Source organism: Prochlorococcus marinus XMU1405 (genome assembly GCF_017696275.1).
GTDB lineage: Bacteria > Cyanobacteriota > Cyanobacteriia > PCC-6307 > Cyanobiaceae > Prochlorococcus_A > Prochlorococcus_A marinus_AB.
In genome coordinates this window covers 61,365-81,742 of the sequence record NZ_JAAORF010000003.1, presented here as the reverse complement: position 1 = coordinate 81,742, position 20,378 = coordinate 61,365, and the positions used below count along the sequence as shown (strand labels likewise).

Annotated in this window: 18 protein-coding genes; 10 read left to right on the top strand and 8 right to left on the bottom strand. The window is 33.1% G+C overall.

The genetic code is table 11. From position 1 onward, the window contains the following. Window positions 1–87: 87 nt before the first annotated feature. Window positions 88–666 (bottom strand): hypothetical protein, encoded by a 579-nt coding sequence (locus tag HA148_RS06440; protein WP_025894761.1) that lies wholly within the window; start codon window positions 664–666, stop codon window positions 88–90. A 127-nt stretch (window positions 667–793) separates the two neighbouring features. Here HA148_RS06440 and HA148_RS06435 point away from each other — a divergent pair, with 127 nt between their 5' ends. The 4 genes from HA148_RS06435 to HA148_RS06420 are packed head-to-tail and all read left to right on the top strand — an operon-like array spanning window position 794 to window position 4,747. Then, entirely contained in the window at window positions 794–1,924 is a 1,131-nt protein-coding gene (locus HA148_RS06435; protein ID WP_209131214.1) for a Re/Si-specific NAD(P)(+) transhydrogenase subunit alpha, read from the top strand. Between the two features lie 12 nt (window positions 1,925–1,936). Continuing rightward, on the top strand, window positions 1,937–2,230 hold the full coding sequence (locus tag HA148_RS06430) for an NAD(P) transhydrogenase subunit alpha (RefSeq protein WP_011863273.1): 294 nt from the start codon (window positions 1,937–1,939) through the stop codon (window positions 2,228–2,230). 8 nt (window positions 2,231–2,238) lie between these two features. Beyond that, a complete protein-coding gene (locus HA148_RS06425; protein WP_209131212.1) occupies window positions 2,239–3,678 on the top strand; it encodes an NAD(P)(+) transhydrogenase (Re/Si-specific) subunit beta in 1,440 nt (479 codons plus the stop codon). Beyond that, window positions 3,659–4,747: a YheT family hydrolase gene (locus tag HA148_RS06420; RefSeq protein WP_209131210.1), complete on the top strand. Its 1,089-nt coding sequence runs from the start codon at window positions 3,659–3,661 to the stop codon at window positions 4,745–4,747. Before HA148_RS06425 ends, HA148_RS06420 begins: the two co-directional genes overlap by 20 nt. On the opposite strand, the gene HA148_RS06415 is transcribed toward HA148_RS06420, so the two are convergent. Further along, complete coding sequence (locus HA148_RS06415) at window positions 4,734–5,084, bottom strand: (2Fe-2S) ferredoxin domain-containing protein (RefSeq protein WP_209132196.1); 351 nt, start codon at window positions 5,082–5,084, stop codon at window positions 4,734–4,736. The two genes, HA148_RS06420 and HA148_RS06415, sit on opposite strands and share 14 nt — an antisense overlap. 261 nt (window positions 5,085–5,345) lie before the next feature. Here HA148_RS06415 and HA148_RS06410 point away from each other — a divergent pair, with 261 nt between their 5' ends. The 4 genes from HA148_RS06410 to HA148_RS06395 all read left to right on the top strand — a co-directional run bounded on the left by HA148_RS06410 (window position 5,346) and on the right by HA148_RS06395 (window position 10,534). Continuing rightward, a complete protein-coding gene (locus HA148_RS06410; protein WP_245152036.1) occupies window positions 5,346–6,458 on the top strand; it encodes an aspartate/ornithine carbamoyltransferase family protein in 1,113 nt (370 codons plus the stop codon). 4 nt (window positions 6,459–6,462) lie between these two features. Continuing rightward, window positions 6,463–8,475, top strand: coding sequence for an asparagine synthase (glutamine-hydrolyzing) (gene asnB / locus HA148_RS06405; protein ID WP_209131208.1), 2,013 nt, complete (start codon window positions 6,463–6,465; stop codon window positions 8,473–8,475). Window positions 8,476–8,569: 94 nt separating this feature from the next. Next, window positions 8,570–9,847, top strand: coding sequence for a Zn-dependent hydrolase (locus tag HA148_RS06400; protein WP_209131206.1), 1,278 nt, complete (start codon window positions 8,570–8,572; stop codon window positions 9,845–9,847). Beyond that, entirely contained in the window at window positions 9,848–10,534 is a 687-nt protein-coding gene (locus HA148_RS06395; RefSeq protein ID WP_209131204.1) for a DUF1028 domain-containing protein, read from the top strand. Window positions 10,535–10,620: 86 nt separating this feature from the next. Here the strand turns inward: HA148_RS06395 and HA148_RS06390 are convergent, their stop codons facing one another. The 4 genes from HA148_RS06390 to HA148_RS06375 form a co-directional block, all read right to left on the bottom strand. Next, window positions 10,621–11,850, bottom strand: a complete 1,230-nt coding sequence (locus tag HA148_RS06390) for a 1-deoxy-D-xylulose-5-phosphate reductoisomerase (protein ID WP_209131202.1) — start codon at window positions 11,848–11,850, stop codon at window positions 10,621–10,623. A gap of 82 nt (window positions 11,851–11,932) precedes the next feature. Next, window positions 11,933–13,402, bottom strand: a complete 1,470-nt coding sequence (gene cysS, locus HA148_RS06385; RefSeq protein ID WP_209131200.1) for a cysteine--tRNA ligase — start codon at window positions 13,400–13,402, stop codon at window positions 11,933–11,935. Between the two features lie 24 nt (window positions 13,403–13,426). Continuing rightward, complete coding sequence (gene polA, locus HA148_RS06380; RefSeq protein WP_209131198.1) at window positions 13,427–16,357, bottom strand: DNA polymerase I; 2,931 nt, start codon at window positions 16,355–16,357, stop codon at window positions 13,427–13,429. Continuing rightward, entirely contained in the window at window positions 16,354–17,415 is a 1,062-nt protein-coding gene (locus HA148_RS06375; protein ID WP_209131197.1) for an efflux RND transporter periplasmic adaptor subunit, read from the bottom strand. Before HA148_RS06375 ends, polA begins: the two co-directional genes overlap by 4 nt. Window positions 17,416–17,559: 144 nt before the next feature. Between HA148_RS06375 and ychF the strand changes: the two genes are divergently transcribed. After that, window positions 17,560–18,651: a redox-regulated ATPase YchF gene (gene ychF, locus HA148_RS06370; RefSeq protein ID WP_209131196.1), complete on the top strand. Its 1,092-nt coding sequence runs from the start codon at window positions 17,560–17,562 to the stop codon at window positions 18,649–18,651. Between the two features lie 166 nt (window positions 18,652–18,817). On the opposite strand, the gene HA148_RS06365 is transcribed toward ychF, so the two are convergent. Next, the gene (locus HA148_RS06365) at window positions 18,818–18,961 is read right to left on the bottom strand and encodes a hypothetical protein (RefSeq protein WP_011863263.1); all 144 of its coding nucleotides are present in this window, start codon (window positions 18,959–18,961) and stop codon (window positions 18,818–18,820) included. A gap of 161 nt (window positions 18,962–19,122) precedes the next feature. Here HA148_RS06365 and HA148_RS06360 point away from each other — a divergent pair, with 161 nt between their 5' ends. Further along, window positions 19,123–19,407 carry a cytochrome B gene (locus HA148_RS06360; protein WP_209131195.1) on the top strand — a complete coding sequence of 95 codons (285 nt, stop codon included), beginning with the start codon at window positions 19,123–19,125 and terminating at the stop codon, window positions 19,405–19,407. Window positions 19,408–20,197: 790 nt separating this feature from the next. Here HA148_RS06360 and HA148_RS06355 read toward each other — a convergent pair. Next, on the bottom strand, window positions 20,198–20,377 hold the full coding sequence (locus HA148_RS06355) for a hypothetical protein (RefSeq protein WP_011818732.1): 180 nt from the start codon (window positions 20,375–20,377) through the stop codon (window positions 20,198–20,200). Window position 20,378: the final 1 nt, after the last annotated feature.

The window sequence follows — 20,378 nt, the reverse complement described above, 5'->3', positions numbered from 1 at the left end:
TTTGTACTTCCAAACAATAATTTAATCTTTAATTTATATTTGAGCTAATTTTTGGGTGAATTATAAAGAAAATATAAAGAAATAGAGTTAGACTGCCTCGCTGTGATTTGCAAGTAGTCTTTCAACTTCCTCAAAACCCTCTTTAGCTGAATTTATTGCAAGTTCCTCGCTAACTTTTTCTTCTGATATTAATTTTGCGGATATTTTCTTTAAAAGAGTTTCTTTCTTTTCTCTTAGTGAACTAACAATTTCTTCTTCAATGATAGATTTTATTGCTTTAGAAATTATTTTTTTATCATTTGCTTCCTCGAATGTCCCCTGAACTAATTCTTGAATAAATAATCGATGAACCTCGCTGCTCCTTAGAAAGCTTTCTGTGGCATTAATAATTCCTTCAACAAGAGCTTCATCAGGTTCAGAATCATTTTCTGCCAGCTTAAATTCCCAATCTAAATGTCTTCTTTGCCAACCTGCGGAGTGGAGGCTGGGCATGACTGTCTGTGAATAAGTATCAACTGACATTTCATAAATTCTCTCTGCTAATTTCTCGCACCAGTCTTTTCCATGCTTTTCTAGATTTTTTTGCATAGCTTGCCTTGGAACAGCATGACCACCATGATGACTGTGGCACACTCCATCAGGACATTCGATTGCTTTTATACTCATTGGATTATTTAGTACTTATATATTCTAGATAGCTATTTTTTATAGAAAAGAAAATATATTTTTAACAAAAATCCAAGACTTTTGACTTTCTTCAATTTATATTTAGTATGTTAAAAAAATAAATAAATTGACAAAGATACTTATTCCTTCTGAAACAAGCTCTGGTGAAAGGAGAGTTTCAGCTACACCAGAAGCGGTAAAGAAATTAAAAAGCCTTGGATGTGATGTTTATATTGAAAGTTCAGCAGGGAAATTATCAGGATTTAGTGACTTATCATACGAAGAATCTGGCGGAACAATAATAAACAACTTAGATCAAAAAATTTGGGGTGAAGCGGACTTAATATTTTGTGTTCAAACTCCATCAGAGGATAATTTAACTAAGTTAAAGAAAGGCGCTGTTCTTCTCGGTCTTCTTAACCCATATGGTAATAAGGAGCTTCTAAGGATTATAAATAGTAATAAGATTTCAGCTTTATCACTAGAGTTGCTTCCGAGGATTAGTAGAGCTCAATCTTCTGATGTTCTCTCTTCACAGGCCAATATTGCTGGATATAAAGCAGTCCTTTTGGCTGCAAGTGAGTTAGATAGATATTTCCCAATGCTTATGACTGCAGCTGGGACAGTCCAACCTGCCAAAGTAGTGGTTCTTGGTGGAGGCGTTGCAGGATTACAGGCAGTTGCGACAGCAAAAAGACTTGGAGCAATAGTATTTGTATCTGATATTAGACCTGCTGTTAAAGAACAAGTAGAGTCCCTCGGAGCAAGATTTATAGAACTTCCTGAAGTTGAGGAAAAGCCAGGAGAGGCAGGAGGTTATGCAAAAGCTGTAACACCCGAATTCCTCTCAAAACAGAAGGCAACTTTAACTAAATATTTATCTGAAGCTGATGTTGCTATATGTACTGCGCAAGTTCTAGGTAAAAAGGCCCCTGTTTTAATAGACTCACCCATGATTAAAAAAATGAGGCCTGGAGCAGTAGTTATTGATTTAGCAGTTGTTCAGGGAGGGAACTGCGAAGGAACAAAATCAAATGAAACTATTATCAAAGATGGGGTAAAACTTATAGGAGCGGGGGAATTACCCTCTTCAGTTCCTTATGATGCAAGTTCACTTTATGCTAAGAACTTAACATCTTTGATTACACCATTTATAAAAGATGGTCTAATTAAATTAGATAAAGAGGATGAACTCATTTCTGGATGTTTATTAAGCGATGAAGGAGTTGTTCTTCAAAATAAAGTTTTTGAAAATTGAGGTTTTAAAATTATGTCTTTTATAAGTCTTCTTTGGGTTCTATTACTTGGTAGTTTATTAGGCCTGGAGTTAATTGGAAAAGTTCCTCCTACTCTTCACACACCTCTAATGAGTGGAGCAAATGCAATTTCGGGAATAACAATGCTTGCAGCCTTGACTTTAATTGTAAAAGCAGAAGGTAACGTACCACTTTTAATCATTGGTTCAGTTTCTCTTGGATTTGCTCTTTTTAACGTTGTAGGCGGTTTCTTTGTAACTGATCGAATGCTCGCGATGTTTAGTCGTAAACCATCAAATAAGAAGTAATTTTTAAAATGAATCTACCTGTAATTATTAAGTTCGTTATTGACCTTCTAGCAGTACTTTTACTGGCTTTGGGAATAAAAGGATTATCAAAAGTAAAATCAGCAAGGGACGCCAATAGATTAGCTGCATTTGCAATGTCGCTATCAGTAGTAGGATTACTTTCTTATTATCTAGGCACTTCTGGAATTGCTATTCAGTCTTGGATTTGGATAATAATTGGATCAATCATAGGTAGTTTTTTCGGAGCAATTCTTGCAAAAAAAGTACCTATGACCTCCATGCCTGAAACAGTGGCATTGTTCAATGGTTGTGGAGGAATGTCATCACTTTTGGTGGCCTTAGGAGTAGCTATTTTCCCTATTTCTAATAGTGTAAAAAATCTTGATTTTTTTAAGTCACTGATTAACGAAGTTTCAATATCTGTTTCTATATTTGTTGGTGCCATAACTTTCACAGGTTCAATTGTGGCGATGGCAAAGTTACAGGGTTGGTTGTCAACTCCAGGATGGACTCAGAGCAAAGTTAGACATTTTGTAAATATTGTTTTTGCAGTTGCTTCCTTGATAGCCTTTTTTGATTTGATAAACGGTAATACAAGTTCTATTTGGCTTTTAGTTATAGTTTCTTCTTTATTAGGTATTGGAGTTACTTTGCCAATTGGTGGAGCGGATATGCCAGTCGTTATATCTTTATTAAATAGCTATTCAGGGATTGCAGCAGCAGCAGCAGGCTTCGTTGTAGATAGTCAGCTTTTGATAGTAGCAGGGGCAATGGTTGGAGCGGCAGGTCTAATACTTACTCAAGTAATGTGCAAGGGTATGAATAGATCATTGGTCTCAGTTCTTTTTGGAGGTTCTTTATCTGCACAAAGTACAGCCTCTTCTGGTTCAGGAGAATATACAAATATAACTTCTTGCAGTGTTGAAGAATGTGCATTGACTTTAGAAGCAGCCAACAAGGTAATTATTGTTCCTGGTTATGGTCTGGCAGTAGCTCAAGCCCAACATACATTAAGGGAAGTGACAAAAAAACTAGAGCAAAATGGTATTGAAGTTGTTTACGCAATTCATCCTGTCGCAGGGAGGATGCCTGGACATATGAATGTACTTTTAGCAGAAGCAGATGTTCCTTACGAACAACTTAAAGAGATGGACGTTGTAAATCCTGATTTTCCAGCAACAGATGTTGTTTTAGTTTTAGGAGCAAATGATGTGGTTAATCCTCAAGCAAAAAATGATAGCTCTTCTCCTTTATATGGCATGCCAGTTCTTGATGTGCAGGAAGCAAGAACGGTATTTGTAATTAAGCGTGGTATGAGTGCAGGTTACTCCGGAATAAAAAATGATTTATTTGATCTGCCTAATACCTCAATGGTCTTTGGTGATGCAAAAAAGGTACTTAATGATTTGATAGGAGAATTAAAGGATCTTGGAGTTGGGGAGAAATAATAGTATATCTTTTAGTTTTTCAGATTACGTAAAAAATAGGCCATTTCGAGAAGTCTTACCTTGGATAGGTGGCGACTTACAAACTTTGAGAGATACTTTTGTTATTGATTTTGGTAAATCAAAAAAAAATAAAAAAATATTCTTTCCGATTAATAAAATTCTTTCTAAAAAATTTGAATGTGATTATCTTTTAGGTTTTTTAGAATTACCTGAAAATTTAAAATCACTTAGGGGTTTTGTAATCGTTACACATGGTTTAGGGGGCTCAACTAAACGGTTTGGTTTAAGAAGAATATCTAGGAAATTAGCAAATAATGGTTTTGGAGTTCTTAAATTAAATCTAAGAGGATCTGGATCAGCGAGATATTTAGCTAAAGGAAATTATTGTGCTAAATGTTCCAGTGATGTTATTTCAGCAATTAATTATTTTAAAAAATTGATTAATTTAGAGTTCAAAGATCTTATGAAAAAGAATAATAATCTTCCAATTTACGGAGTTGGATTATCTTTAGGTGGAACAATTCTTTTAAATGCCTGCCTAGATTACGATAAAAACAAAGGAGAAAAACTTTTAGATGGCCTTGCCTGCGTGAGTACCCCTTTAGATTTATCTTCATGCAGTCTCTGTATTGAAAAACCTAGAAATTCTATCTACCAGAAATGGTTACTTCACCGCTTAAAAAATCAGTTATGGGATGGATTTAATGATGAAGGCAAACTCCTCGATAACGAGAAATTAAGAATAAAAATTAGAAATTTAAAAAGTATAAGAGAATTTGATCAGAAATTTACAGCTCCTAGTTGGGGATTTAATTCTTTAGAAGATTATTATATTAAAGCTTCTCCAATATTTAGAATCCAAAACTCAATTAAAAAATTACCTCCAATGCTTTTTATTCATGCCAAGGATGATCCCTGGGTTCCATATAAGGAAACTTTGAATTTAAGAAAAGAATCTATTGATAAATTTACTATTTTTATAACTGAAAAAGGAGGTCATAATGGTTTTCATTCGATTAATGGCTGCTGGTCAGACGAAGTCGTAAAGAACTGGTTTATGAGTATCTAGGACTATTTAAAAATGGTGTTTTTTTGAAAATCCATTTTTCTATTGGCTTACCATTAATAATATGTGAGGTAAAAATTTCAGAAATTTTTTCTGGAGAAACTTTCTCATACCAAATACCATCAGGCCAAATAAGAAGAATTGGGCCGTTCTTACATACCCTTAAACAGTCAGCTTTTGATCTTAAGATATGAACGTTTTTTGTAGAGGGATCATTCTCAAATTTTTTTAAAGTCTTTTTCAGACATTCCCATGTTTTTTGACCTTCAGTGCCTTTAAAGCATTTCTGTTTTGTGGGTGTTGCGCATAGTAGAAGGTGTTTATTTACCCATTTTGTCATTTTTAAATCACATTGCCATACTGCCATTAAGGCAATTCTAGGGCATAACACAAGCACCCGTTAAAACTTCTTTTTCAGAGGGTAAAGCATTCACTATTGCTGTTAAATTCTGAGTTGAATTAATTATTTCCTGTATTAGTGCTATACAGAAACTGAAAATGATTAGACTTTTTTTGAAATTTTTCTTTGAAATTACTTGTTTTTATTGATTTTTGTTTATAAAAATGTAGTTACCGGCACAAATTTTGGAACTTTAATATTTTGGGATCATATAAAGTAAGAACCTTACATAGGGAAAAATCATTTTCTTTTTCAAGAATCGGACCTGATATTTACGGCTCCACTCATCCTCAGAATTTATTATCTGAAATAAAGGAAAGAGCGGAATTTCTATATGAGTTATTGGACAGGCATGTAATTTCCATAGACCCCTTCAGTAAAGATTGTCTTCTACAACTTTTCAGGCTGGCTGCAAAATTCGAAAGTAACCCAAACAGATATATTTCCCATAATAGTCCCCTCAAGGGAAAGATACTCATAAATGCCTTCTATGAACCAAGCACCAGAACAAGATTATCGTTTGACAGCGCATGGCACAGACTAGGTGGTGACTCAATAAATATCACCGATAAAAGTTCTACTGGAATTGCCAAGGGAGAAACCCATTTGGATATTGCTCATATGTTTAATAATTACGGTGACTGCGTTGTCCTAAGAGAAAGTGACAATGAGGCGATCTTTGAAATGATAAAATCTTTGAGAATTCCAATAATAAATGCTGGTAATGGAATCGATGAACATCCCACTCAGGCGATGTCTGATCTTTATACGATTTTTAAATGGAGACCTTATCTCGTTAACAAATCTATTGATGATAGTGAAAAAATAACCATTGGTATCATCGGAGTTCCATCACGTATGAGAACAGTCAGATCTCTTCTAAAATTATTCTGTAAGTTCCCATATTTCATAAAAAAAATTATTGTAATTTACGATGACAAATTTATTGATCAGAAAGATCTATTTGATGAAGGGCAGTTAGAACAACTTATTGAATCTGATCTAAAGATTGAGCTGGAGACGGATATGCAAAAAGTATTGCCTTCCCTAGACGTTACCTATATAAATGCAATTGCATGGGTGGGAGATAATTATGAGGTTCATGGAAGTGCATTTAAATTGCACAGTGAGTTGCCATTTAAAAAAGATTCCATAATATTGCATCCTCTCGCTCGTGGTCCTGAATTATCAACATCACTGGATCAGACCTCAAAAAATTGGTATTTTGCTCAGTCAAGAGGAGCGGTATTTGTAAGAATGGCATTACTTACCTGTCTGATGGATAGAACAACAAGAGTGATGGATGTCGTTTAACTAGATGTGTGGAATAGGCGGGGTTTTTAATAAATCAAAAGATAAATCTGTTGAACCTCAGATTCTTGTAAATATGGCGGCTATTCAAAGCCATCGTGGACCTGACGGTTTTGGATATAAATTATCAGATGATGCTTCTATAGGATTCTGTCATGCGAGATTATCAATAATAGATTTAAATGAAAATCGAGCCAGACAGCCTTTTGTTGGTGGTGCCGAAAATCATATTCTGATGGCGCATAATGGTGAATTTTATGACTTTCAGAGAATCAGGGCTGATCTTGTTGCACAGGGAGTAAGCTTTTCTTCAAAAAGCGATTCGGAAATATTGCTTAGGCTTTATGAGAAATATGGCATTGATGAATCATTATCTTATCTGCGAGGAGAATTTGCCTTTTCATTGTTTGATGCAGAACAGGATTGTCTTTATCTTGTAAGAGATCGTTTTGGGATTAAACCTCAATACTGGATTGAGACCGATGATTCCTTAATATTTGGCTCTGAATTAAAAGTATTATTCGCCCATCCATCAGTTGAAAGAAAATTTACGGGTGAAGGACTGGTTCATCAATTGATGCAGGTAATGGTACCTGGCTCTACAGCATTCGCCGGTGTTAAACAAGTTAAACCCGGATATATCCTTAAGGTCAAAAGAGTAAATAACAAATTTCAGATAACAGAGGAAAAATTCTGGGATATAAATTTCCCTAAGAAAAACACTTATGAAAGAGATAAAAGTGAAAAATATTTTATTGAAAATATTAGAAAAGAATTATTGAGAGCGGTTGAATTAAGAATGGTCGCTGATGTTCCTGTCGGCTGTTATTTGTCTGGTGGAATTGATAGTTGCTCAATTTTGGGATTGGCTTCTGCTATTAGTCAAAAATCAGTAAAGGCATTCACTATTGGTTTCAGTGATGAAAGATATGATGAAACTTCGATAGCAAAAGAGATGGCTGTCGCCACAAATGCAGATCATGAGATTTTAAAAATAAATGGAGATGATCTGTATGGGAATTTTGAAAAGGTTCTATGGTTTACTGAAAGATCTATTTATAACACCCTTGCAATTGCAAAGTACCTTATGAGTAAAAGAGTGAATGAGCTCGATTATAAGGTCGTTATGACAGGAGAGGGCTCAGATGAATTGTTTGGAGGCTATCCCGCTTTTAGAAAAGATATGTATACCTATGGGGTCGGAATTTCTAATTCAGAATCTGAGAATCTTAAAGAAAATCTGGAAAATTCAAATAATATTTTCAAGGGCGCGATGCTAGCTAATGAAGAGATAAGTAATAAATCTTTCAAGGAATTTTTAGGATTTACGCCAAGTTGCCTTCAACCTTGGCTTGCATGTGAAACTTATGCGAAAAGTTTAGTCTCAAGTAAATATAAAGAGATAACGGAAACTTATGATCCAGGGGCGGCAATTTTTGGAGAACTTGACCTTGAGCAGTTAGAAAATAGATACGCAATTGATCAGGCTCAGTACATTTGGATAAAGACTATGCTTGAGGGCCAAATTCTCACATGGGGTGGAGATAGAGTAGACATGTCAAATTCAATGGAAGCCAGACCTGCATTTTTAGATCATCACCTAGCTGAAGCTGCCGTTGCTGTCCCCCCTGAATTAAGGATTAAAGACAATGTCGAGAAGTATGTTTTAAGAGAAGCCATGTCAGGATTGCTGCCTGAATCACTATATAAACGTGAAAAATTTCCTTTCATGGCCCCCCCTTCCCATGCAGATAAAGATAATTTAAGTTCTATGCAGGAAATAGTGAATGAATTTTTAAGTCCTAAGAGGATAAGAGAATTTGGAATCTTGGATGAAACAGAAGTAAATGATTTGCTGAATAAATTTTTTAGTTCAGAGCTTGATGCCTCAGAAAAAGTACAATTGGATGCAATAATCAATCATCTTTTAAGCGTTCAGATCTTATATAAGATTTTTATAATTGAGGATATCCCTGATAAGGCTCAAAAGATGGCTGATAATTTAGGCTGGAAAGTTTGAATTCGTTTCTTAAATTAATTTCTGAAAAGGTGTAAACCAATACAGGTTTTATTTGAAAAATAAGAGACCTTAAATAGGTTTAAGTAATAGAAGTATGAGTTATAGCGCTGGGTTAAAAATCCTAGAGCCACAGGTAATAAATAGGGAGAGAATCCAAGACTTGATAAATTCTTTTTCTTCAATCGGAGCTTCTGAGAATGGTTCTGTTTCAAGAAGAGGTTTTTCTGATGAAGATATATATGCAAGAAATTTTTTTATGAAAACCCTTAAGGACTCAGGTTTAAAAATAAGAATAGATACTGCCGGAAATATTATTGCAAGATTAGATGGGCATGATAATAATTTGCCTCCCATTGTTACTGGATCTCATCTCGACACTGTTCCAAAGGGAGGTAAGTACGACGGCACTTTAGGAGTGATTGCAGGAATTGAAATTGCTTTTTTCCTTCAGGAAAATGATATTAAATTAAATAGACCCTTTGAAATAATTGTCTTTGCTGATGAAGAATCGACAATGATTGGCTGTAAGGGCTTTACAGGAAATTTATCTTTAAACGAGGAAGATTTTATTACAAGTAATTCCCGTTCAATAGTTGATAATCTTTCTCGGATTGGTGGAAATTGGCTTGACATTAAAAGTGCGGTAAGAATTAAAAAAGATATATTCGCTTTTCTTGAATTACATGTTGAACAGGGAAAGGTCCTTGAAGATGGTGGTTTGGATATCGGAATTGTTAATGGAATAGTAGGTCAAAAAAGAATAACCGTTAAGGTTACAGGTCAGGCTAATCATGCTGGAACCACACCGATGTCAAATAGAAAGGACGCACTTTTGGCCGCCTCTAAAATTATTGTTGGCATTGAACAGATAGCTAAAAATACTTCTGAAAGTGCGGTCGCAACAGTTGGTAAATTGAAATTACATCCCAATGCGGCAAATGTTATTCCAGGAGAGGCAGTATTCACGATAGACATGAGAGATTTGGATGAAGATGTAATTGGGGAAATGAGTTTAAGAATTGAGAATCTATGTTCAGAAATTCAAGAAGTTACTGGATGCGTGATACAGATAGAACCTCAATTTGAAGTGAGTCCCACTAAGTCATGCTCTAAATTAGTGAGATCTTCATTTCATGAATCTGAAAAGTTGGGATTTAAAACTGGAATCTTACCAAGCAAAGCAAGTCATGACTCACAAGAAATAGGAAGGATCTGTCCTATGGTGATGATCTTCGTCCCAAGCAGGAATGGTCTGAGTCATTCCTACAAGGAACATACTTCTCTTGATCAATGTGCTAATGGTATTGAGGTTTTATTAAATACAATATTTTCCATTGATAAGAATTTTTTAGACAAGCCTCTAATGATATAAATGACATTTTCAATTATTGGTTTTGATCCTTTAAAAAATAGATTTGGTGTTGCAGTTTCTTCTTGTCATATAGCTGTTGGCTCAACAGTTTCATTCGTTAGATCACAGGTTGGTGCTGTTGCAACTCAAGGTCAAACTAATCCGTATTTAGGATTAAGAAGTCTTGAGTCACTCCAATCCTGCTCTGATTCCAAAATTGTTTTGGAAGATTTAATTAAGGAAGATTTTGGCAGGGAAAAAAGACAGGTTCACTTAATTGATAAGTATGGGAGAAGCGCATGCTGGACAGGTCAAGAATGTTTTCAGACAAGCGGACATATAAGTGGAGAAAACTTTTCTGTAGCTGGCAATTTTCTAGAAAATATTGAAGTTCTTGAGGAGATGGCTGATGTTTTTAACCAAAGTGATCCAAATATTAAATTAGGGAAAAGACTACTTGATGCTCTTAATGCAGGAGAAAATATAGGTGGAGATAGACGAAGCCCCCGTTCAACCTCAAGCGCCCTAAAGGTAAGTGGAGAACTAGGCTTTCCCCTTTTAGACCTTAGAGTTGATTATCATGATTCCTCTGTAGATGAACTATTTAGAATTTATAGACATAGTCAAAGTGAATGGGCCCAGAAATGGAGAGATTCAATGAATGACTTGCCTGAAATGAATATGAAACGAGAATTTAGAGTGGCATAAAGTTTAAAAATGAAAGACTTTGCTTGTAAGTTCAGCATCCAATAGTCCTAAGAAATGGTTAGTTAGGTGACTTTTAAAATTCACTTTTATCCAATACTTACGTATTTTTTCCCTTTTTTAATTTCTTGCTCAACAAAAAGTCTTGCCCAATTGTCTACTTCAAGAATATCCTCCAATTCGGGACTCAAATTCAAATTCTCCATATGTGATTCACAAGCTTTACTTATAAATGTTGGGATTTCTTGAAAAGAAATTTTTTCTTTAAGGAATTGTTCAACAGCCATTTCATTAGCAGCATTTAAGACTGCAGGCATAGTCCCAGAAGATTTCCCTGCAGCATAGGCAAGTCCCATGCATGGATATTTAAACTCGTCTGGTTCTTTAAAAGTTAATTTTCCAATTTCACTTAGGTTTAATCTTTTCCAATTTGTTTTAAATCTTTCAGGCCAACTCATCGCGTATAAAATGGGTAGTTTCATATCTGGCCAACCTAATTGAGCTAATACTGAAGAATCTTCCATCTCAATCATTGAATGAATAATACTTTGAGGGTGGATAACTATTTCGATATTTTCGTAAGAGGTCCCAAATAAATAATGAGCTTCTATAACTTCTAATCCTTTATTCATAAGAGTTGCAGAATCTACAGTTATTTTTTTCCCCATATCCCAATTAGGATGTGAAGTCGCATCTTCCACTGTGACATGCTTTAAATCCTCAACTGCCCAATCTCTGAAAGCACCACCAGAAGCGGTTAAATGTATAGCTTTTAAACCCTTAGGCATTTCTCCTGTTGAAAAATCTGCATTTTCATAATTAGGTAATCCTTGTAAACATTGAAAGATAGCAGAGTGTTCTGAATCAGCAGGTAAAAGCCTACTATTATTTTTTTTTAATGCAGGAATAACAATTGGTCCTGCCGCAATTAAAGTTTCTTTGTTAGCAAGTGCAATATTTTTCCCAGCATTAATTGCTGACATTGTTGGAATTAAGCCTGCACAGCCTACTATCCCTGTTACTACAGTATCTGCTTTATCCCATGCTGCAACTGCGTTAATCCCCTGCTTTCCACCTAAAACCAAGGGAGCATCATCCAAATTTAAGTTATTAATATTATCTTTTAAATCTTCTATAAGACTTTCATCCTCAATTGCAACTACCTCTGGTTTATGTGTTTTAACTTGTTCAGTTAATAAATTAATATTTCTTCCTGCAGAAAGAGCTACGGCTTTAAACTTATCAGGCTGCTCACTAGCTATTTCGAGAGTTTGAGTCCCTATTGAACCAGTAGAACCGAGCACAGTAATGTATTTCAATTTTCTCTGATATTTCTAATATCTTCCCATTTAAAGGTGTATTTAAAAAACAAAAATTTCAAATTGGTTTTTTTCTTAAAATTTAGACCCTTATCCATGTTGTTATTTCCTTTGATTGATCAATAAGTTCAATACCTTTTTCTTTTAACAAATTTCTTATTTCATCGGCCTTCGCATAATTCTTTTCCATTTTTGCTTTCAATCTTTCATTAATAAGTGATGATATTTCTTCTTCTGTTATTTTACTTTCTTTTACTAAAACTTCTTTTTTAAGACCAAGTACCTCAGTCAACTTTGCAAGAGTTTTAAAATTTTCAAGTAGAAAGAATTTTTGATTTAGGTCTATTTTAAAACCTTCAACCCTTTGAAATTGGTTTAAAAAGTTTTTTAATGGTTTCGCTAAATCGTAAATAATTGCAATAGCGCCTGCTGTATTGAGGTCATTTCCAAGAGCCTCAGAAAATTTAAGCTTTTTTTGAGATAATTCAAAACTTATTTTTTCTTTATATTCTTCTTCGATAGATTCATCTTTATCAATAGATCTAAAAACACCTTTTGTAAGATCCATAAAAGAAAGGGCTACATTAATATTTTTCCAAGCTTCTGAAGCACTCCTTAAAGCTTCTTCAGTAAAATCAAGTGGTTTTCTATAATTCACAGTCATAACAAAATATCGCAAAGTCATAGGGCTTATACCTGACTGAATTAGCTCTCTGATAGTTTTAAAATTTTTAAGGGATTTACTCATCTTTTGTCCATTTACATTGACCATCCCATTGTGTAACCAATAGTTGGCTAGCTTTTTGCCATTGGCTGCTTCTGATTGGGCGATTTCATTCTCATGATGAGGAAAAATCAAATCGGAACCACCTAAATGGATATCGATAGTATCTCCTAATTCATCTTTAACCATCGCCGAACATTCAATATGCCATCCTGGCCTACCTTTACCCCATGGCGAATCAAAAAATGGTTCATCATCTTTGGCTTTTTTCCATAGCGCAAAATCTTGCGGATTAAGTTTTTTACTATTTTCCTCATTTACCATTCTTCCTTGTTGATTGATATTTTGTTCTTGTAAATTTTGATTACTAAGCTTTCCATAATTTTTATTTTTGAAAACAGAATAATAAACGTCTCCATCCCTAGAGTATGCATAACCTTTGTCCTCAAGGATTGTTATGAAGGAGCAGATATTGCATATATGATTCGTTGCTCTTGGCATGCTATCCGGACGCATTATTCCTAAAGAATCCATATCTTTATGAAATTCAATGATATTCTTTTCAGATACTTCCTTCATTGAACTGCTTTCTTCTTTCGCTCTTTTTAAGATCTTGTCATCAATATCTGTAAAATTTTGAACATACTTCACTTTGAAATCACTGTAAATTAAAAATCTTCTCAATACATCCCAAGCTATATAACTTCTGGCATGACCAAGATGACATAAATCATAAACAGTTACTCCACAACAATAAATTTTTACTACATCATCAATAGGCTTAAAAACCTCAACTTTTTTGCTTAAAGTATTAAAAAGTTTGATCATCTTAAAATAAGTATTTCATAAGGTTTATTTTGTCTCCATCCAATTGTCTCCAATTCCAATATCAACTAAAAGAGGCACATTTAATTTTACACAATCTTCCATAGTCTTCTTTACTAATTTCGTCGTAATTTCCAAAGAATCCTGTTCAACTTCAAACAATAATTCATCATGTACTTGTAAAAGCATTTTTGCTGGAACATTCATTTCTATGAATTTCTTATTTAGTTGAACCATTGCAATTTTAATAATGTCTGCACTTGAACCCTGAATTGGTGCATTAGCTGCGGCTCTTAATGACTGTGCTTCCATGCCAGCCCTTCTCGCAGATTGTAGGTCAATTTCGTAAGGATCTTTCCCTATTAATCTTCCAAGTCCATTTTTATCAAACTTAAATTCTCTCTTTCGACCAAAAATTGTTTTTACATAACCTTTTGATAAGGCAAGCCTTTCTTGGAGTTCAAGAAATTTGAAAATTTTTGAATATCTTTCTTTGTATTTTATTAGGAATTCTTTTGCCTCTTGACTACTTACTCCTGTTGAACGTGCAAACTTTTTTATACCCATACCATAGATAACTCCAAAATTTATTGTTTTCCCAACTCTCCTCTCATCAGAAGATATTTCTTCTTTCTCAAAAATCAATCTTGCAGTCAAAGAATGAATGTCATCATTTTTATGAAACGCATTTATTAGTATTTCTTCATCCGCTAAGTGAGCAAGTATTCTTAATTCGATCTGAGAATAATCAGCTGATAAAAGTTTCCAATTTTTTTCAGGCAAAAATGCTTTTCTGATTCTCCTACTAAATTCAGTCCTAACAGGGATATTTTGAAGATTAGGATTGCTACTGCTTAGTCTGCCAGTTGCTGTTGCAGCTTGATTAAAGTTTGTATGAACTCTTCCTGTTTTTTCGTTAATAAGATTTGGAAGAGCATCAATATAGGTGCTAAGTAATTTGCTAAGAGTTCTGTGTTTTATTAAATGTTGGATTATTTCATGTTCGTCGACTAATCTTTCTAGAACTACTGCATCTGTACTCCATCCTGTTTTTGTTTTCCGTGATTTTTTCTTATCCAAATTTAGTTTTTCGAATAAGATCTCACCAAGTTGTTTTGGTGAAGATAGATTAAAAGTCTCCTCTGCTAACTTATAAACCTTACTTTCAATATCTTCTAAGGTACTTTTTAGTTCTTTTGAGAGTTTATCCAAATAAGGGATGTCGATGGTTATGCCATTCATTTCCATTTGGGACAATACCGGCTCTAAAGGCAGCTCGATTTGTTCGAACAATTTTATTAAGTCATCTTTTTCCTTTGAAAATCTTTCTTTAAAAATTTTGACAATCTTAAAAGTTAGAAAAACATCATAACCGCAGTAAATACTTGCTTCATCAATATCAACAAATGAAAAGTCTTTATTCTTCCCAACTGTTTCCTTAAATGAAGGGGGCTTAAATCCAAATAATCTAAAACTAATTTCACTTAACCCATGCTTCTCCTGATTATTAAGAAGGTAGTCTGCTATCAAGGTGTCAAAGGTTACGCCTTTAAGATCAAGTCCATGATTAAAAAATATTTGCCTATCAAACTTAGAATTTTGGAGTACCTTTTCTTTGTTTGGATCTTCTATCCAATTTCTTAGCTTAGAGAAAACATCTTCAATTGATAATTGATTGGTGGTCTCTTTTTTTGTTTGATGACCAAGAGGTATATAAAATAAATCATCATTTTCTTCTCCAAGACATAACCCTATCCCAACAAGTTCTGCATCGATTGGATTTAAACTATTGGTCTCTGTATCTAAAGAAACTATTTGATTGGTCTTGTCTAATCTTTGAATTAATTTATCAAGTAATTCAAAGTCATTTACAACAGTTACCTTAATTTTAGGGATTTTATTTTCACTATTTTCTAATTCATTATTGCCTGCGACTTTTGGTGCCTTCTCCTCCTCTTTAGCTACATTATTTTTGTCAAAACCACCTTTGCTGAAAGTTGAATTGAAAATATCAATTTGCCGGAGTAGTGTTGATAGTTCTAATTTTTTCAGTGACTCTGAAAGTAGTTCTTGATTTATATTTTTTAATTCATAACCGTTACTTAAAATTAAAGGCACCTTAGTATTTATTTTTGCCAAATCTCTGGAGAGAAAAGCATTATGTTTATCGTTTCTTAGCTTTTCAATAACTGAACCTTTGATGAATCCTTTATATTTCTTATCGTTGTTCTGCTGAATCTTGTCCAAAGCCTTATAGATTCCATCAAGCGTGTCGTTCTCTTTTAGAAGGTTAATTGCAGTTTTTGGACCTACCCCTTTAATACCTGGAATATTATCAGAACTATCACCAGTTAGGGCTTTAAGATCAACTACTCTTTCTGGCGCAACACCTAATTTTTCTTTTACTCCATTTTCATTCATAAGAGTTGGATTTCCACTTTTCGCATATGGACCACCACCCATATAAAGTACATAAATATCTTTTTGATCATCTACTAATTGAAATAAGTCCCTATCTCCAGAAAGAATATTCACGCACCATCCTTTAGAAGAAGCATCATTTGCAATTGTGCCTAAGAGATCATCTGCTTCGTATCCTGGAGATTTAAAAATTGGCAAATTAAGGCTTTCTTCTAAAATGATTTCTAGTTGTTCAATATCCTGAAAAAAAACATCTGGTGCCACATCTCTATTAGCCTTATAATTCGGATCTAATTCATGTCTGAAAGTTGGTTTTTCGGTATCAAACGTAATACAAACACCCTCAGGACTAATATTTTTGCAATTATCCAGAAGACTTTTTAGGAATCCATAAGTGACACTTGTTGGAAATCCCTCTTTGGTAGTTAAACCTCCATCAATCCCTTTGCTAAATGCATAGAAGCTTCTAAAAGCAAGTGAGTGGCCATCGACTAAAAGTAAAATTGGTTTTTTAGAGTTTTCAGATTTTAAACTCATTTTCTCTTCTTAGCCCAAGGTGGAATATCAATAAAGATTTGCTCTCCAGGTTCTAATCCATCAATGACTGAAGTTTTATTTCCACTACTAATACCAATTTCGATTTTTTCAAATTTGGGAGAATTGTTTTTATCAACTTTCAAAATTCCTTTTTCACCTTTTTCAGTGACAATAGAAACTGTAGGGACTAAGATTTTTTCTTCATTACCTTCGACTCTAAACTCAAGATCTGCAGTCATTCCAATTTTAATTTCTTCAGAAATATCTTTAAAATTTAAAGTTACTTCGAATGAGGTTACATTATTATCTTTTACAGCTCTTGTAGCTATTTTTTTAACTATGGCACTATATTTTTTTGAGGGATAAGCCTCAATTCTTACTGAGGCTTCTTGACCTATTTTTATTCTGCCAATGTCACTCTCAGGAACTTTAGCAACAATTTCTAGGCCCTCTGATAGTTCAAAAATAAAGTTTTTGGTTTTAGGGTCTGAACTTAAGTTTGTACTTGGTGTGACATAAGATCCTATCTCAGCATATTTTGCAGTTATCTTTCCTCCATAAGGAGCTTTAATTAGATAGAAACTTTTTTCAGCTTTTGCATCATTAAGTTTTGCACTACTAATGTTGTAGTTATTTTTATAACTTTCAAAGTCTTCTTTACTTACCGCGCCTTCTTGATATAAATATTCCCTTCTTAAAAATTCAGATTTTTGTTTTTCTAAATTTAATTCAAGTTCTTCAATTTTATAGATAAAGTCTTCATCATCAAGAGAAGCTAAAACTTGATCTTTGTTTACAAGATCGCCCTCATCTACTTTGATTTCTTTTATTACGCCTTGCTTCCGAGGCCCGATATTGCTTGTCCTTATTGCTTTTACTTCACCACTAGTATTAATTGAATCTGAGAGGATTCCTTTTTCAACTTGAACTACAAAATCAGAAATATCTTTTGACTTATTTTTCTTGAAGGAATTGGTTATAAAAACGAAAAATATAGCTAGAGAAAGCAATATAATTCCACTTCTTAGATTTATATTTTTTTTTATTAAATCAAACATTTCTTTTTAAAAGCAGAAGTAGAGAATATTTAGGAACTAAATAAATAATCAAGACGATTATAATTAACTTATCCAAGATTGGTTAAGTAAATACTATATTACTAGAAGATGTTTTCTTGATAATTTTTCCATAAGTTTTTTCAAATGTTAAAAGCAGGTATTATTGGATTACCAAATGTTGGAAAATCAACTCTATTTAATGCACTTGTAGAAAATGCTAAGGCTCAAGCGGCTAATTTCCCCTTTTGTACTATAGAACCTAATAAAGGCATAGTTTCAGTACCAGATCAAAGGTTGCAAGAGTTAGGTAATTTAAGTTCTAGCCAAAATATTATCCCAACAAAAATTGAATTTGTAGATATCGCAGGACTAGTAAAAGGAGCTAGTAAAGGCGAAGGTTTGGGAAATAAATTTTTATCAAATATTAGGGAGGTTGATGCAATAGTTCATGTTGTAAGGTGCTTTGAAGATAGTGATGTAATTCATGTTTCTGGAAAGGTAGATCCCCTGGATGACATTGAGATAATTAATCTGGAATTGAATTTAGCTGATTTATCTCAACTCCAAAAAAGAAGAGAAAGAATTAAAAAACAGGTTAGAACTAGTAAAGAGGCAGCTAAAGAAGATAACTTACTAGAAAAAATTGAAGAAGAGCTAGAGAAAGGCCTTTCAGTTAGATCAATATCTTTGAATGAAGAAGAAAATTTAATAATTAAGCAATTAGGCTTCCTCACTGCTAAACCAATTATTTACGCAACTAATTTGAATGAGAATGATTTATCTGAAGGTAATGATTTTTCATCAACAGTTCAGAATTTTGCAAGCAATGAAAATACAGAATGTATAAAAATATCAGCGCAAGTCGAATCTGAATTAATAGAGTTAGAACCAGAAGATAAAAAAGACTACCTTATTGGCTTAGGAGTAGAAGAAGGGGGATTAAGTTCTTTAATTAGATCAACATATAAATTATTGGGATTAAAAACTTATTTCACTACCGGAGAAAAGGAGACAAAAGCTTGGACAATAAAAGATGGGATGACTGCGCCACAGGCAGCAGGAGTAATTCATACTGATTTTGAAAAAGGATTTATAAGAGCTCAGACTATTTCGTATCAAAATTTAATTGATTCAGGTTCAATTGCCAATGCAAAAACTAAAGGTCTTTTAAGAAGTGAAGGTAAGGAATATATTGTTAACGAAGGTGATGTAATGGAGTTCTTATTTAACGTTTAGTAAGTCTCTTAAGGCTTACTATTTTGCTTTTTGAATTTAAATTCAAAAAAAGAAATGAATAAAATTAAGATACATCCTAAGCAACTTCCTATTAACCCAAAAACAATGGTTGTAAAGCCATCATCGTAGCCATACTGTAGTTGTGGTAAGTGAGGGGGTATTGGCATTATTTTTCAACAGAATTTTCAATATCTTCCAGTAAATGTTTAGTTGATCTACTAAAACCATTAGTTTTTAAATAGTTTTGAGCCTCTCTAAATTTTTCAGCTACTCTTTTTGCATAAGGAGTATTCATGGAATTTTGAGTCATGTTGAAAATGCGACTCATTTTATAATCTGATTTAGGTAACCCCTTGATAAGTATTCAAAAATACAAGAATATAAAAATAGGATTTTTTACTTACTAAGAAATTTATTGTGAAAAGTTCTTGATTCTCCATATAAAGTTTTTTCAAATTTGAAAAATTGACAATGAGAAATATATTATTAATTCTTTTTTTTGTACTTTTATTTTTTTTACTTTTTTATTCAAAACGAAATAGAGGTTTAGCCCAAAAAACAACAATTAGTCAAACTTATGAACCTTTCTTAAAAGATCAAGAATTTAATCCTGATATAAGTACTGATAATTGGGATTTACACAAACTTAGATTAGATAAATTTAAAAGATCACAATATAAGGGATTAACTTTCTTCGTAAGTTCAGAAAATAAAATTTACTATCTTTCTGAAGAAGGGGATAAGGTTTATTGCTAACAGGTGAAATTGATTTTATAAATAAGAAAAGCCGATAGAAATTAATAATATTAATGAAGTATTTTTTTTTATTATCAGAAAAGTTCTACAAGTTTATCGAATGGGAGTGGAATACTTTAAAAAATTTAAGAAGAACAAAAAGAAAGAATTTTTTTCTAAGAGGATCATTTGCATTATTTAGTTTATTCTCTATTCTTTTTTTAATATTTTCACCTCCTATCGCTTTTGGATTGTTATTTGGAGAGGGATTGAAATTTAGTACTTTTTTTATTTGGATATGGATTTTAAATTTGAAGTTTTTTTGAAAATGTATAATTTATTTCCCGAGATTATTTAAAATTAAGAATATAAAAAATTTATTTTATGCCAAAAATATTCAAACAAAATAAGTTCGCTTTGTTGGGAGCAAATATATTAATAATTTTACTTTGGGTAACTATATCTTCCTTTTTGATGAATTTATTTCAAAGTGAAAATGCCCCATTTTATATGTATAAAATTTCTTTTTTAATCAGATTCCTTCCTCCTATTTGGGTTACATGGTTCCTTTGGATAAAAAGAGGTGGTTTAAAAAGATAAATTACAAAAGCATTTTTACGGATTTACTATAAAAACAAATCAGTTAAGATCTGAAAGCTTACTTGAAATTTTCATGTAAGAATTAGGTAATTGAGAGATTGTTTTTAGCTAAGAAACAATCTCTTTTTTTTTTACAAATATTTTTTCTCATAAAAAAAGTGTTTGTCAGTATCCCTATTGACAAACACTCATGACGATCATTTTTTAAAAATTAAACAGGCAATCTATTATCAATTTCCACTACTCCAGAATCCATAAGACGGCCGATTTTAATAACTAAAGCCATATCTAGCCTTGAAAACTCAGATTGATGGTTAGTTATCCAATCAAGTTCAGAAAGAGTTATAACTCCCAAAGTATTTACTTTAAGAAAAAGTAAGCCTAAATTCATT